The sequence below is a fragment of the Bacillus sp. 491mf genome, from assembly GCF_900112415.1.
Lineage (GTDB): Bacteria > Bacillota > Bacilli > Bacillales > Bacillaceae_G > Bacillus_A.
Map to the genome: position 1 here is coordinate 78318 of NZ_FOLV01000013.1, position 15119 is coordinate 93436.

The window sequence follows — 15119 nt, forward strand, 5'->3', positions numbered from 1 at the left end:
TTATCATGATTAAGCGAACATTTTTACTTCTTTGTTTGTTTTCGACTATCATCTTTTGTTTTCTATCACCTATGCAGGGTGCCGTTGTACCTTCACATGAGAATCGCCCTATCTCTCATTCTGAAACACAACCGCTCCATCAATATACCGCTGCTTCGCAAACAAAAGTAGCTTATTTAACATTCGATGATGGACCAAACAAATACACATCACAAATTTTAAACATTTTAAAGCAAAAAAACGGAAAAGCAACCTTCTTTGTTATCGGTGGACGCGTCTCTCGTTATCCTCAAACAACAAAACGAGTCATTCAAGAAGGTCATTATTTAGGATTACATAGTATGTCTCACAATGCAAAATCCCTTTATAATGGTGATCCCTCTATTTTAGTTTCTGAAATGGAACAGGCCCGGAAAATTGTTCGGATGATTACTGGAATTGACACACATCTTGTTCGCGTTCCTTATGGCAGTATGCCCTATTTAAAGAAAAATTATCGCGACGCTCTCGTTTCCTCTCACTATAAAATGTGGGATTGGACAATCGATACATACGATTGGAAAAGCGCACATAATCCATTTGCCGTATTGGAACGAGTAATGAATCAAAGTGATAATTCAATCGAAGTCATTTTAATGCATGATTCAAACGTTACCGTACAAATCTTACCAAAAATCATTGACTATCTTCATTCACAAGGATATACACTTCTCCCTTACAACCCTTCCTCTCATTTAGAAGTGAATTTTTGGAAGGACGCAAGATTATAAGGAGCTAACTAAAAAGTCTACTTTTTAGTTAGCTCCTTTCACTTTGAATCGACTACTTGTATGTCGAATATTACCGAAGGGTCTTTATATTGTGTCGAAGCGCCGATATATTGCAAAGAACGGCCGAGCCATGTGAAAACAAAGAAAAAAGAGAAAGAACAAAGGAATCCTCAATGAAGAGATTTCTTTTGTTCTTTCTCAATGACAAGTAATTTTGTAGAGCTATTATCCGTTAGATCAAAGATAGTTAGGAGGCTATCTTCTTACAAATTCACTGTACCATAAAAAACCACTTCTCAATTATGCAATTTTACATATTCATAACATTCTCGCCATTTCCTTATTTACATAGATTCGATATGATAAAAACAACATTCCCTTTTTGGAGGGGCGAAAGCGTCTGGCCATACATAAAATTTATAAAAAACTTTATTCAAGAAAAAGGTGACTTCTATCACTGCCAATAACCCGCCACTTACCCGCTGATGCGGTTTGAAGTGGAGGCTTGCAAAGGCCTTTGTTGACTACCCTCAGTCTTTCGCGAACTACGTTGGTTTGGTCATGACACCTGTGGATACTCCTCAAGTCCGCAGCCCTGTCGTCTATGGTTAAAAGCTCTGATGGGTAGGAGCGGTGCTGTAGACCTAACAAGCCTTTCCAACATTGGGTATGAGGCACACACTCCAAAAAAGGAGGTATACGTTTTGTTCGTATACGTAAGAAACAAACACGATGAACCTGTCATGCCATGTTCGCCAAGAAAAGCAAGGCGCTTATTACAGGAACGAAAAGCAAAGGTAATCAAACGAACACCATTTACCATTCAATTACTCTATGGGAGCAGTGGATACAAACAATCTGTTTCCTTAGGAATTGACGCAGGAACAAAACACATTGGTGTTTCTGCGCCAACAGAACAAAAGGTTCTATTCGAAGCAAATGTACAGCTTCGTACCGATATCCAAGAATTACTGACGACTCGTTCCCAGTTTCGAAAAGCGAGAAGAAACCGTACAACACGCTACCGAAAGGCAAGGTTTTTAAACCGTAAGAAACCAAAAGGTTGGTTAGCCCCTTCGGTACAACATAAAGTCAATTCTCATCTCAAAATCGTAAGCCTTGTACATGACATCCTTCCTGTTACCAAACTAACAGTGGAAGTTGCTCAATTTGACACACAACTGCTGAAAAACCCCGATATTCAAGGAGAGCAATATCAACAAGGCGAACAAATGGGGTTTTAGAACACTAGAGAATACTAGAGAATATGTCTTGTTTCGCGATCGTCACACGTGTCAGCGCTGTAAAGGAAAGAAGAAAGACAAAATCCTTAATGTGCATCACATTGAAAGTCGGAAAACAGGCGGAGATCGTCCTGATAATTTGATTACACTGTGCGAAACGTGTCATAATGAAATTCATCGAAAAGGATTAGAACATACCATTAAGCGGAAAAGCAAATCATTGCGAGATGCCTCTCAGATGACCGTGATGCGATGGTTTATCTATAACGGAATCAAAGAAATCTATCCCCATGCCCAGTTGACATACGGATATCTCACGAAGCATACACGCATCACACATCGTCGATGCGCGATGCGTGAGTGGTTATCCAGTAGCGAAACCTATTGATGCAGTGTATCTCATGAAATTCGTTCGCAAGAACAACCGTCAGTTGTATAAAGCAACGATTGGGAAAGGCGGGAAGCGCAAATCGAATAAGGCAGAACGATACGTAAAAGGGTTTCAGCTATTTGACAAAGTGGTCTACGAAGGGCAAGAGTGCTTTATTTTCGGAAGACGAAAAACAGGGTATTTTGACTTAAGACTGTTAGACGGAAGCAAAATTCATGCGTCCGCAAGTGTAAAAAAATTGAAACGAGTCGAATATACCGATACTTTACTCATCGAAAGGAGAGAAAGCGATTCGTCCCCGACTTACGCTTTCGCTTAGAAGTCGGGGTCTCCTCGCCGAAATATGATGAACTCTAAACAAAGTATTACAAAGCATTTGCAAATATTAACAGAAATCTTTCTCGTCTCCACGAAACTTGGGCTTACTTCCTTTGGAGGACCTGTTGCACATCTTGGCTATTTTCATAACGAATACGTCCAAAAGCGAAAATGGATAGATGAAAGAAGCTACGCTGATTTGGTAGCTCTTTGCCAATTTCTTCCTGGTCCTGCTAGCAGTCAAGTTGGAATCGGAATTGGGTTATCACGAGGCGGTATACTTGGAGCGATTGTTTCTTGGCTTGGATTTACGCTCCCTTCTGTTCTTGCGCTCGTCCTGTTTGCTTCATTACTACAGCAGATCGATATTGCACACGCAGGATGGATTCACGGCCTAAAGCTAGTAGCCGTAGCGATTGTCGCTCATGCATTATGGGGAATGGCACAAAAGCTAACCCCAGACCGGAACCGCGTAACGATTGCAGTCATCGCCGCGGCTACCGTTCTATTATTCCAAACAGTTTGGATACAAATCATTGTGATTCTATGCGCAGGCATCGTTGGCTGGCTCTTATACAGAGAGCACACAATCACGGCTAAAACAGAAATATCGATTTCTATCTCTCGTAAAGTCGCAGCGCTATGCCTATCTTTATTTTTTCTCTTATTCATACTATTACCGATATTACGCCCTTTCTCGCACTGGATTGCTATGTTTGATAGTTTCTATCGCTCTGGTTCTCTCGTCTTTGGCGGCGGTCATGTCGTTCTTCCGCTCTTAGAAAATGAATTTGTGTCAAACGGCTATATAACGAAAGAACAATTTCTCGCTGGCTATGGAATGACGCAAGCTGTGCCCGGACCATTATTTACATTTGCCGCTTATATCGGGGCTATTATGAACGGCGCCGCCGGGGCAACGATTGCGACAATCGCCATTTTCCTTCCTGCCTTCTTACTTGTTGTCGGCGTATTGCCATTTTGGGATGCGCTGCGCCGCAAACCGTACATACAAGGAGCTATGTTTGGAATAAATGCAGCGGTTGTCGGCATTTTACTCGCCGCTTTCTATCATCCCATTTGGACAAGCACGGTTATGCAGCCAGCTGATTTCATTGTCGCATTACTCTTATTTACGATGCTTTCCTTTTGGAAAATGCCGCCGTGGATCATTGTGATAATTGGTGCAATCAGCGGGATGATTTTGTCGGTACTATAAAAGCTAACCTTACATCCTCCTCACACTTTGGAGGATTTCACTATTATTTTTTGAATATTCAATTTATTATTCCTGCAAATTATGTTACGATTTATAGAACAAACAAATTTAGAAACAGGAGTTGCATTGCGCATGCCTAAAAATCGGCTCTGGTTCTCTCGCACGATAATTGTTGTGATGTTTGTAATCATTTCATCCGGACTATCTACATTTTCTTTGTTTACACAACAGGAATTTAGAAAATTTATAGGTTGGGGGCATTACTATAACTATGAAGCGGATTGGAATGGGAAGCCACCAGGTATTCCAAGTGATGAAGCATATGAAATTAAAGACGACAATGAGAAACTAGAAGGTCAACCGATTCAAATGTCATGGAAAGTTAAGATTTTAGGTACCATCAATGAAAGCATTAAAAATAACAAAAAATCATGGCTAACTACCTTAATTATCACCGCAACTATCATTCTTGCTTTCCTATATTTCAAAAAGAAAAAACCAACCGAATCCTACCCTACCTTACGTCCTAAACAACAAGTCAACACAGAAACTACTCCGATAGCAGATGAACATAGCAATGACATCCATTCGATTCACAATGAAATCCGACAAGCACTTATAAAATGGGAAAAAACCCTACCTAAACATAATAGAAGAAAACCATATGAGACCGTGCAGCAGTGGCTATCAAGGCTGAATAAACCAGCAAATATTATACCGATCTATGAAAAAGTTCGTTATGGAGAAAGGGAATATTCAGCTAGCGACTTAGAACTGGTCAAACTTTGGACGAAATAATAATAGGAGCGCACTCAACGGGCACATAAGTACCTTTTGAATGCGCTCCTTTCACATGTCCACCAAATATATCAGCGCTTTTCGCAATATATCGGCGCAAATGATACATTTATCAGCGCTTTTTCAAATATATCGGCGCTTCGACACGATTTAAAGACCCTTCGACAACGTTCGACACACGAATCGTCCATTCGCTGGAGCTGAATCAAAAGTAGACTTTTTGGTCAGCTCTATTTCTAAAACTTCACAAGCTCCACCCCGCTCGGAAGCTTGCTCTCTGTTAAAATACGCAACTCTTCAACACGCTTCATCACATAAGACGAACATTTCATCAACTCTGCATCTACATAAGCTGGATGTACCATGATTTCAACTGTCGCTCCGTCCGCTACACGCTCTTGCAAAGTCATAAAGTAGTCGTCCGTTACACCATCTCCGTAAAAATCGTGCAAAAACACATCAGAAAATGGACATATCGCACGTTCTTGTTCACAGCGGCGCACTGGAAGATGATATTTCGCTGCCAATCGCTCTAAGACATCATGCAAAATTGGCAGTGCATGTACATGATGATGGCTATCAAGGTGCGTCGGTGTTAAACCATATGATAGAAACTTTTCAATTTGTGCAGTCCATTCCTTCTCAACATCATATGAATCTATATTTCCTCCCCACACCGTACTTTGTGAATGAAACGAACCATCTTCTTTCACAAGAGAAGGTACATCAGAAAGAAGCGGTTTTCCCGCGGTTAAGACAAGATGTACACCAACCCCGAGCGTCTTATATTCCTTCGCTAATTGTACGGCATGCTCTACCCCTGGCATATTCATCATCATCGTTGCAGAATTCACAAGCCCATTCACATGCGCGTCAACAATGCCGTAATTTACACCTCGCGTTAAACCGAAGTCATCTGCATTTACAATTAATTGAATCATTACATCCCCTCCTATATGATTCTTCAACAGATACTTCCAACAAAAAATCACGCTCGCTCACCTAAAAAAAGAGAGATAATTCAAACTGAAAAAGCGGGCTCCATAGCGCCGCTTTTAGTTCTCCGCTTTTTTAAAAAATTGCGGAAGATATGTTCTATGAGCGTCTAGCATTTCATCTAAAATTTGTTTTGCTACTTTATCGGATGGAACAAGTGGATTAATCGTCATCGCAAGCAGCGCCTTATGATAATCACCTGTTACTGCAGCTTCAATTGTTACACGTTCAAACGATTTAATTTGTTGTACTAGCCCGCGAACTGGTACTGGCAAGTCCCCAACCGCAAGCGGTTTTGGGCCATTTTTTGTAATCACACAGTTTACTTCAACAGCGGAGTCAGCTGGCAAACTTGCGATTGCACCGTTATTTCTTGTATTTACAGGCTGAATGTCACCTTTATTGTTATAAATAGACGTAATTAAACTACAGGCAGCATCGCTATAATATGCTCCGCCTCGTTTTTCTAGTTGTGGTGGTTTAATGTCTAAGTTTGGATCTTTATATAGTTCAAACAGATCATTCTCTAGCTTTTTCACCACTTCTGCACGTGTACCATTTTCCATTGATGCTTGCTTTTCTTCTTCTAACATTTCGCGTGTTTTGTAGTAATAACGGTGGTATGGGCATGGAATTGCCCGAAGCGCGCGAATGAAATCCGGTTCCCAATCAAGCGCTGCAATATTTTTCATCGTCATTTGTTTCTCTGGGTCGGTCACGAGTTCCAGCACACGGTCCATGACGCTTACACCATCTACATACACATCTAATCCGTACACCATATGATTTAATCCTGCAAAATCAACATGTACACGGCTTGAATCAACATCGAGAATCTTCGCTAATTCCATACGAATCCCAATCGGAACGTTGCATAACCCAACAACCTTTTGAATGTTCGTGTAGCGAAGAATAGCTTCTGTTACCATACCCGCTGGATTTGTAAAATTAATTAACCATGCATTCGGGCAGAGTTCTTCTATGTCTTTACAAATAGCCAAAATAACAGGAATCGTTCGTAAAGCTTTAAATAACCCGCCGGGACCATTTGTCTCCTGACCGATTACATCATACTTTAGCGGAATGACTTCATCTTTACCGCGTGCTTCTAATAATCCAACGCGAAACTGCGTTGTCACAAAGTCAGCATCTTTTAACGCTTCGCGGCGATCTAATGTCAGATGAATATCAATTGGTACTCCTGCCTTTTTCACCATACGCTTCGCTAAGTTCCCAACAATCTCTAACTTTTCCTTTCCTTCTTCCACATCAACTAACCAAATTTCACGAACAGGAAGTTCATGATAGCGCTTAATAAAACCTTCAATTAATTCTGGTGTATAACTAGAGCCACCGCCAATTGTTGTAATTTTTATTCCACGCATGCTACACGTTCTCCTTTCGAATCGATTTTTTATAAATTGAAAGTTTATTCAGTGTAGTAATGTAATCTCTATTTTTTCTCCTCTTGTTTCTGATTGTATGAGCCTGGTTTGAAAATGATGCGCTTCTTGAATTGCTTCTTCTGGCGTTGTCGGAGTAATAATGATTAAAGAATCAAATGTAACAAAGTAAAACTTCTATCAATGTTTTTTGCACGTTTTTCTTTTGTATTACTAGAAATAAGACTATGTGTTACAAAAAGAACGCATTATTGACACACATTTACATGAAATTTATACAGCGATTAGTTCTCTAGTTGTATACGTTTAGAAAAAAAGTTTTTCCGAACAAAATTCTCTATGAATCTATTCTATAAAAAAATTCTCCCAAAATTGAAAATAACCCAATTCTCCCCTGGTAATTTACATATACTAACATGAACCTACAAAATATATTTCACATAAAAGAAAGGGGCTCAATATGTCAAGAAACTGTCGGAAGCAAGATCAAAAGAAAGAATCTACTTCAGGTTGTAAAAAATATAACAGCAATACATCAAACTCAACATCATCTCAAAGTTACAGCCACGGTGATATATGGGACAAACTAAGTTTAGGAGAAATATTAGCAGACAAACATACCGCTCTATTTCAAGGAAAGAGTCAATACCAGAAGGTTGATGTGCTAAAAGTAAATGATGTCAGAATGTATCTTGATGAACAATTACAATTTAGCTCTGTAGACGAGCGGCTGTATCATGAAGCACTTGTTCATCCTGCAATGGCGCTAGTAGATTCTCCAAAATCTGTTCTCATTTTAGGGGGCGGTGATGGCCTTGCATTAAGAGAAGTTTTAAAATATCAAACGGTTCGCCGCGTCGATCTTGTCGATTTGGATGAAGAAGTTATCAAAATTGCAACCAATGTGCCTGAAATTGTCGCATTAAATGAAGGTGCTTTTTTCGATAAGCGTGTAAAAATCCATGCATACGATGCTCGAAAATTTTTACGTACAAAATCTCGTAAATATGACGTGATTATTATCGACTTCCCAGACCCCGCAACCGAGACATTAAGTCAGCTATATACGAAAGAATTATTTTCTGTTGTATCTAGCTTCCTTACGAAAGGTGGCGCGTTCGTCTGTCAATCTAACTCACCAGAAGATGCACCGCTTACCTATTGGAGCATAGGCCAAACAATTCGCAGTACTGGATTAACAGTTGCAAGTTATCATACCATCGTTCCTTCTTTCGGAAACGATTGGGGCTTTCATATCGCGACCAATTCTTCTTCTATTATGCGCAATAGAAACCCACTACCCGTAACCGTTCCTCATCGAACACTTCCAAACAACCTCGCTTTATTATTTCGCTTTAGAGAAGACCTCTTAGAGGAACAGAAAAATGCAGTAATCAACACAGAGAACAAACTTACACTACACCGTTGCTATCAAGAAGATATGGAATATTAGTCTTATATAAAACAGGAGGTATCATGGAGTATTCAACATTTGGAAGACATATAATAGTAGATATGTGGGGGATAGACACTGCCTTATTAAATGATTGTGAATTCTTACAACAACATTTAGTCACGGCAGCCAATGTGTGCGGTGCAACTATATTATCAGTAGACTCCATAACATTCGAACCATCTGGAGTTACAATATTAGTTTTACTATCGGAAAGTCACATCTCTATTCATACGTATCCAGAAAAAAAGTTCGCAGCCATTGACTGCTATACGTGCGGAAAAAAGGTAGATCCGCAACAAGCCATCGATTATATATTACCTATATTCAAGCCGAAACAATGGTATATAAAACGGTTGATTCGTGGCTTAGGCGAAATCACAGTTATTAACTAAACGATCACATTCATACAAAACACGCCAAGTACTTTCCATACCCGGCGTGTTTTGTATTCTCCTTCTTATTTAATTTGGTTATTTAAACCCTCAATCTTTTTCTTCCAATACATTGTCATTGCAAACCATATCACGAGGTAAATAATAATAAAGCTTCCTACACAAATGAAAATGGCACTTGCATGACTAGGAACCCATCCCATCCATACTGCTACTGGGAGAAATGTTCCTAGTAATATAATGAAATGAATCATTGTTTGCTTTAACAGGCTCCACTCTTCCCTCTCAAAAACAAAAGAAGCAACGGAGAAAATGATCCCAATGATATTTGCGACAACAAGCTGAATTAACAATGTCCTTGTCTCGATTGTCTCCATCCCATTTGCATAACCGATGCCTAAAAATAGTAAGCTATAAAACATCGCCATCCCCATACCAGCTGCCAACTTTGCACCTATTCTATCCATCATCTTACTAACCTCCTATATTCAAAACTTCTTTAATAAGCGGCACATATTTTCGCGAAACGTACTCTTTCATCCCGTTTGAAAAATGGGCACACATGCTGCCACTAAACGACATTTCAAAACTTTTCACATGCTTTATATTTGCAATTGTTGATTTGGAGAACCTCACAAATCCTTCGTGCTGCAGAGAGGTCTCTAATTCATACAAGCGGTGTTTTACTTCAAGGTTTCCTTTTGTCGTTTGGGCAAATACCTTTCTGCCTTCCGAATAGAACCAATATATTTCTTTAAACTCTAGTAAATAAAACTGCTGATCTGCTATCCCAACAATTTGCTTGATCGTCCCCCCTTCTAATATTTTCAAAATGTGCTGAACATCTTCAGTCATTTCTTTCGTCCTTATCACGATTTCTAGTTCTTCATGTGCTGGGTCTAAATCAATATGAATCTTCATTTCAGCCCCCCCTTACAACTTTATTTTTACATAAATGTGGAAAAAATAAATAGATATGTACATAAGCGGTTCCGTTATTTGTTTTACTTGTCGTTTTCGGTGCATGAAAAAGACCTTGCATCCGCAAGGCCTATTTTCCATCTAACATCTTCCTATATAAATCAACAAACTCACTCGCTAATTCCTTCATTGTTATAGCATTCATAAGGTGATCCTGCGCGTGAACGAACAGTAACGTAAGTTCGACCCGTTCGCCGCCGGCCTCTTGTTGAATCAGCGCTGTCTGTAAGCGATGGGCTTCCTTTAACTCGCTGTCTGCCTCTTGCAATTTTCCGTCCGCTTCGGAAAGTTTTCCTTGTTTCGCAAATTGAATTGCCTCCATCGCCGAGCTTCTCGCATTTCCTCCATGTAAAATTAAATGAAAAGCCGTTGTCTCGAGCGTATCCATTTCCCTCTATTGCTCCCCCCTTTCTTCTGCCAGCTTTTGCTTATCCCACATTTTTAAGAATGGGAAATAGATAAAAAAAGCTAGGAAGAAGTTTACTAGCTGCATTACAACACCTGAAACCTTACCTCCTGTCGCTAAATAGCCGCTAAACAGAATCGGTGTTGTCCACGGTACAGCTGCGCCGCTTGGCCGTGCAACAACCCCCCACTCCATCGCAAAGTATGTCACAATTGTTAGGACAAGAGGAACAAGAATAAATGGAATGAGAAGAAGGGGATTTAACACAATTGGCATTCCAAATGTCACCATCTCATTAATATTAAAAATACCTGGTCCAATAGATAGTCGGCCTAAACTTTTTAATTGCTGACTTCGTGCAAATAGTAACATCGCCACAACAAGTGCGAGCGTTGCCCCAGAACCGCCCATATAAATCCATAAATCAAAGAATTGCTGTGTAATTGTATTTGGCACACCCTGCCCAGCTTGAAAGGCGACGCGGTTTTGATCCATTAATGAGAGCCAAATTGGTCCCATCACTCCGCCAACAATTGCTGCTCCGTGAATCCCGCACGCCCACAATACTTGAATAAGAATAATCGCAACTACAGCTCCAAATAAGCTAGCACCAAGTGCACTAAGCGGCGCTTGTAACAATTGTCCCACAATATTATGAACGCTCACAAATGAAGTACGTTCTAGAATTAACCGTATAATCCATACGAAAGTAATCACGACAAAACCAGGAATGAGTGCAACAAACGAACGCGACACGGCTGGTGGTACCGTTTCAGGCATTTTAATCACAATATTTCTCTGTATAATAACGCGGTATATTTCTGTAGATATAAGTGCTAATATCATCGCCACAAATAAACCTTGACTGCCTGTAAGTGCAGCTGGAATTACCCCTTCTACTAAAATACTTTCCTTCGTCGTTTCTACAACATGAGTAACTTGAAATGGCGTTGCTACTAAAAAAGACACAAGCGACAATGCCCCTGACGCTAATGCATCTACTTTATATTGTTCCGCCAATCTGTAAGCGATTCCAAAAGAGGCTATTAAAGACATAATATTAAACGTAGCACTTACCGGATACCCTAATGTTTTCTGCCAACCATCTCCAAATAAATTGGCCATAAACTCATTATACCCAGGTATCGGCAACGCACTAATGATTAAGAAAAATGATCCGATAATTAAGAAAGGCATCGTTAAAATAATTCCGTCTCGAACAGCTTGTAAGTGACGCTGCTCAGCAATTCTTCCTGCTGCAGGCATAACGTATCTTTCTAAAAATCCCGTCATCCTCTCCACTCCCCTTATGCCTTCATTGACAATGCTGCTTGTAACACCGCTTCCCCATTACAAAGTCCGTAGTGCACTGATTGAATGATATTAACAGGTATTCCTTTTTCTTTACAAAGCTCCTGCATTTTCGGTAATAGATAACGTACTTGCGGGCCGAGTAATAACACATCCGCTTCATCGATATGATTGCGCACTTCCGCCCCGGATACGGCCCAAATTCTTGCTTCTATCCCTTGCGCCTCTGCTGCTGTCTCCATCTTTGTAACAAGTAAACTCGTAGACATCCCTGCAGCGCAGCAAAGCAAAATGTTCATATGATCCCTCCCTTTCTCATCAGCTCTTTACAGCTACCCATAAGGTTAAGCTAACCTATATATATGTCTAGGGTAATTCTCATATGACGAGCATATAAACAAAAATTCTCTATACTAAATTCACTTTCTCTATCATGAAATGAAGCTTCTAGCAAGAAGGGCTTACTATTTCAATTAACAACAAGTATCCATCACCATACAAAAGAGAGGTAACCTTTGGCAGGTTACCTCTTTTCCTTTATTGCTATAGTAATGAAATGATTCTTTCACTACACGCTTTCTTTTGCGGGCCGATATAATGTTTGTACGAGACGATCATATTCACGCCTTGTAATTTCTTTATTATATAGCTTTAACAATAAATCTTTATGCTCTTTCGAAAATGCCATTTTTTTAATGACCTCTGGATACATGAAAACTTTTCCCTCCGTTTCATGAATACGACTAAATCCAGTGAACATTACCCTCTAGTCTATAAAAACAAAACAGAACTTATGTTTGCATAAAGCATTATAAACCATTTTTCTCCAAAGCACAATTATAAAATTCAAATTCTTCTTTTTATTTTTTTCCGAAGATTTCAACATTATAATATCATAATCCCTCCTCAAGTACATATATATTTTTTGTCACTTTTTCGAATAAATTTTCCATAAAGGTAAGAAAATAATGGTAAAAAAAGATGAGGAGTAGACATATGGATACTGTTACACTATCGCGCGCTTTCTTTGGATCATCGTTAGCCTTCCATATTATTTTTGCAACGCTAGGAATTGGACTTTCTTTAATGATTTTTATAAGCGAAGTGTTATATCACTGGAAAAAGGACCCCGATTATTCTGTAATGGCCAAAAGATGGACGAAAGCATTTGCAATTCTTCTCGGTGTTGCCATTCCAACAGGAACAATTGTAGGCGTCCAAATTTCCTTGCTTTGGCCTGGCTTTGCGAAGATTGTTGGACAAGTCATTTCCGTCCCGTTTCAAATTGAAATTTTCGCCTTCTTCCTAGAAGCATTATTCATGTCCATTTACGTGTATGCTGCTGATAAATTGCCACCATTCATGCGATTAATATCGCTCTTTTTTGTGATGTTTGGTGCAACTGCATCTGCTGTGCTTATCACATCAGCAAATACGTGGATGAATACACCAGCCGGGTTTTCAATGGCTGCAGACGGCTCGGTCTACAATGTCGACCCTTGGAAAGCCTTTTTCAATCCAAGCTTTGTCACAAGCTCCATTCACGTTGTCATTACAGCTTATGCAACAGGAGCTGCTGTCATTGCTTCGATTGCCGGTTTTAAATTATTAAAACGAAACAAAAGCGCACAGGAGATTACCTATCATAAAAAAGGACTATATTTAGGTCTAATCGTCACGTTTATTGCAGGTGCAATCATGTGGCTCTCTGGACATGAATCTGCGATTGCCCTTCATGAGCACTCGCCAGAAAAATTAGCAGCAGCAGAAGCTTTATATCAAACACAATCACATGCACCGCTAGCTATTGGCGGCGTACTTGACCCAGAAACAAACAAATTAAAATACGCTATTGAATTTCCAAACTTACTGAGCATGTTAGTTGGCCTGTCTCCAAATACAGTTGTAAAAGGATTAAATGAATTTCCAAAAGAAACGTGGCCGCCTTTCTACACCCATTTATTCTTTGATTTAATGGTTGGAACAGCTACATTCACATTTGCCGTCGCTGCAATTGCCCTTGGATATTGGTACTTCATTTACAGAAAAAAAGGAGGACAATTGCCGAAATGGATGCTGTGGGCCGTTGCGGCGTGTGGTCCAATTATGCTTCTTGGCATTGAATTCGGCTGGATTTTCAGCTGTAGCGGCCGTCAACCTTGGACAATTTATGGATTTCAGCGGACGACAGATGCTGCTACGCGCGCTGATTTTGTCGGACCATTATTTATCGTCTTTGTCGTCCTTTACATCGCGCTCGGCACATTAACTGTCTTTGTCTTACGAACGTTCTTTAAGCGCCATCCACTAAAGAACGACTTACAATCGAACAGGGGGGATTCACATGCATGAAGCAAGTATTGCTATTATCATTCTCTGGGCCGTCATTTTTGTATACAGTATTTTAGGCTCGATCGATTTCGGAGCTGGCTTTTGGGGGATGGTGTACGCAAAGCATCCAACACTTGCTGGAAAGCTAGCGAATCGCTACTTGTCTCCAACATGGGAAGTTACGAATACATTTCTAGTCTTTGTCGTTGTAGCGTTTCTCGGATTCTTCCCAAAGGCTGCATTTACACTTGCAACAGCAATGTTTGTTCCTGTTACCTTAATTCTCATTCTCGTTGCCATCCGCAGTACCTTTATGGTATTTGCTTACTCGGTACCAAAGTACGAGCATATGCTGCGCACAATTTCAGGCATTACGGGTCTATTAATTCCAGCTCTCTTAATTACAGTTCTCCCTGTAACAGAAGGAGCTTTCATTACGACTGCTAACGGGAAAGAAACGTTACTATACGGAAAGCTATTATCAAGCCCGGTCGTATATTGGTACATGCTCTTCGGTTTAACGTCCGAACTCTTTTTATCAGCCCTCTTTCTCGCCGACTTTGCTAGCGAACAAGGCTCTAAAGATACATACCGGCTATATCGAAGAAATGCCATCTTACTCGGTCCTGCAACGCTTGTCACCGCTATCATCGCACTTGTCGTCACGGAACCGGAAACACATTGGCTTATGGAAGGTTTAATGAAACAAATTCTATGGTTTACAATCTCAATTATCTTTTTTACCATTGGCTATTCATCACTTTGGTGGACAAACAACAGGCAAGGAATACTAGGTTGGCCGCGTATTGCAGTTCTTTCTGTCGTCGCCCAATATGGATTTGCAAGCTATGCTTACGGCGTTGCCCATCTTCCATATATCATTTACCCAGAAGTGACCGTGTTCACAAGCTTTACAACGACAGAAACATTTTATGCACTGCTCGTCCTTTATGCAATCGGTATCGCAATTTTACTACCAGGCTTCATCTTCTTCTGGAACTTATTTTTGAAAGATCGATCATTTTTAAAGTGACGTTCAACTACCTGACGATTACAGACAGCATCACAAATACCTATACTCATAACAAAATACTTAGTCAAAC

General features: G+C 40.1%; 18 protein-coding genes and 1 pseudogene. 10 read left to right on the forward strand and 9 right to left on the reverse strand.

From position 1 onward, the window contains the following. Positions 1–5 precede the first annotated feature (5 nt). The 6 genes from BM211_RS14160 (at position 6) to BM211_RS14175 (ending at position 4740) form a co-directional block, all read left to right on the forward strand. The gene (locus BM211_RS14160) at positions 6–770 is read left to right on the forward strand and encodes a polysaccharide deacetylase family protein (RefSeq protein WP_090998112.1); all 765 of its coding nucleotides are present in this window, start codon (positions 6–8) and stop codon (positions 768–770) included. Between the two features lie 704 nt (positions 771–1474). After that, positions 1475–2014 (forward strand): RNA-guided endonuclease IscB, encoded by a 540-nt coding sequence (gene iscB / locus BM211_RS27150; RefSeq protein WP_256217108.1) that lies wholly within the window; start codon positions 1475–1477, stop codon positions 2012–2014. A gap of 91 nt (positions 2015–2105) precedes the next feature. After that, entirely contained in the window at positions 2106–2402 is a 297-nt protein-coding gene (locus BM211_RS27155; protein ID WP_231559669.1) for an HNH endonuclease, read from the forward strand. 13 nt (positions 2403–2415) lie between these two features. Next, the gene (locus tag BM211_RS27160) at positions 2416–2724 is read left to right on the forward strand and encodes a hypothetical protein (protein ID WP_256217109.1); all 309 of its coding nucleotides are present in this window, start codon (positions 2416–2418) and stop codon (positions 2722–2724) included. Between the two features lie 24 nt (positions 2725–2748). Then, positions 2749–3942 (forward strand): chromate transporter, encoded by a 1194-nt coding sequence (locus BM211_RS14170; protein WP_371261879.1) that lies wholly within the window; start codon positions 2749–2751, stop codon positions 3940–3942. 81 nt (positions 3943–4023) lie between these two features. Further along, entirely contained in the window at positions 4024–4740 is a 717-nt protein-coding gene (locus BM211_RS14175) for a hypothetical protein (RefSeq protein ID WP_141771645.1), read from the forward strand. A 236-nt stretch (positions 4741–4976) separates the two neighbouring features. Here the strand turns inward: BM211_RS14175 and chbG are convergent, their stop codons facing one another. The 3 genes and pseudogenes from chbG to BM211_RS14190 all read right to left on the reverse strand — a co-directional run. Continuing rightward, positions 4977–5681, reverse strand: a complete 705-nt coding sequence (gene chbG / locus BM211_RS14180; protein ID WP_035430536.1) for a chitin disaccharide deacetylase — start codon at positions 5679–5681, stop codon at positions 4977–4979. A gap of 114 nt (positions 5682–5795) precedes the next feature. Beyond that, positions 5796–7121, reverse strand: a complete 1326-nt coding sequence (locus BM211_RS14185; protein ID WP_035430538.1) for a 6-phospho-beta-glucosidase — start codon at positions 7119–7121, stop codon at positions 5796–5798. A 54-nt stretch (positions 7122–7175) separates the two neighbouring features. Continuing rightward, positions 7176–7262 (reverse strand): annotated as a pseudogene (locus BM211_RS14190) (PTS lactose/cellobiose transporter subunit IIA); the annotation flags it as partial. 337 nt (positions 7263–7599) lie between these two features. Between BM211_RS14190 and BM211_RS14195 the strand changes: the two are divergent. After that, positions 7600–8592 (forward strand): spermine/spermidine synthase domain-containing protein, encoded by a 993-nt coding sequence (locus BM211_RS14195; protein ID WP_051957220.1) that lies wholly within the window; start codon positions 7600–7602, stop codon positions 8590–8592. Positions 8593–8615: 23 nt separating this feature from the next. Continuing rightward, on the forward strand, positions 8616–8987 hold the full coding sequence (gene speD / locus BM211_RS14200; protein ID WP_035430539.1) for an adenosylmethionine decarboxylase: 372 nt from the start codon (positions 8616–8618) through the stop codon (positions 8985–8987). Positions 8988–9052: 65 nt separating this feature from the next. Here speD and BM211_RS14205 read toward each other — a convergent pair whose 3' ends face one another. The 6 genes from BM211_RS14205 to BM211_RS14230 all read right to left on the reverse strand — a co-directional run bounded on the left by BM211_RS14205 (position 9053) and on the right by BM211_RS14230 (position 12397). Further along, positions 9053–9457 (reverse strand): DUF3021 domain-containing protein, encoded by a 405-nt coding sequence (locus BM211_RS14205; RefSeq protein ID WP_035430540.1) that lies wholly within the window; start codon positions 9455–9457, stop codon positions 9053–9055. A 4-nt stretch (positions 9458–9461) separates the two neighbouring features. Next, positions 9462–9908: a LytTR family DNA-binding domain-containing protein gene (locus BM211_RS14210; RefSeq protein ID WP_035430541.1), complete on the reverse strand. Its 447-nt coding sequence runs from the start codon at positions 9906–9908 to the stop codon at positions 9462–9464. 130 nt (positions 9909–10038) lie between these two features. Next, complete coding sequence (locus BM211_RS14215) at positions 10039–10356, reverse strand: PTS lactose/cellobiose transporter subunit IIA (RefSeq protein ID WP_035430542.1); 318 nt, start codon at positions 10354–10356, stop codon at positions 10039–10041. Between the two features lie 6 nt (positions 10357–10362). Next, positions 10363–11667, reverse strand: coding sequence for a PTS cellobiose transporter subunit IIC (gene celB, locus BM211_RS14220; RefSeq protein WP_035430545.1), 1305 nt, complete (start codon positions 11665–11667; stop codon positions 10363–10365). Positions 11668–11681: 14 nt separating this feature from the next. Then, on the reverse strand, positions 11682–11984 hold the full coding sequence (locus tag BM211_RS14225; RefSeq protein ID WP_035430546.1) for a PTS sugar transporter subunit IIB: 303 nt from the start codon (positions 11982–11984) through the stop codon (positions 11682–11684). Positions 11985–12253: 269 nt separating this feature from the next. Beyond that, entirely contained in the window at positions 12254–12397 is a 144-nt protein-coding gene (locus tag BM211_RS14230; RefSeq protein WP_090998139.1) for a hypothetical protein, read from the reverse strand. A 284-nt stretch (positions 12398–12681) separates the two neighbouring features. Between BM211_RS14230 and BM211_RS14235 the strand changes: the two genes are divergently transcribed. Then, positions 12682–14037, forward strand: a complete 1356-nt coding sequence (locus BM211_RS14235) for a cytochrome ubiquinol oxidase subunit I (protein WP_035430548.1) — start codon at positions 12682–12684, stop codon at positions 14035–14037. Further along, positions 14030–15049, forward strand: coding sequence for a cytochrome d ubiquinol oxidase subunit II (locus BM211_RS14240; protein WP_035430550.1), 1020 nt, complete (start codon positions 14030–14032; stop codon positions 15047–15049). The genes BM211_RS14235 and BM211_RS14240 overlap by 8 nt, the downstream gene beginning before the upstream one ends. Positions 15050–15119 lie beyond the last annotated feature (70 nt).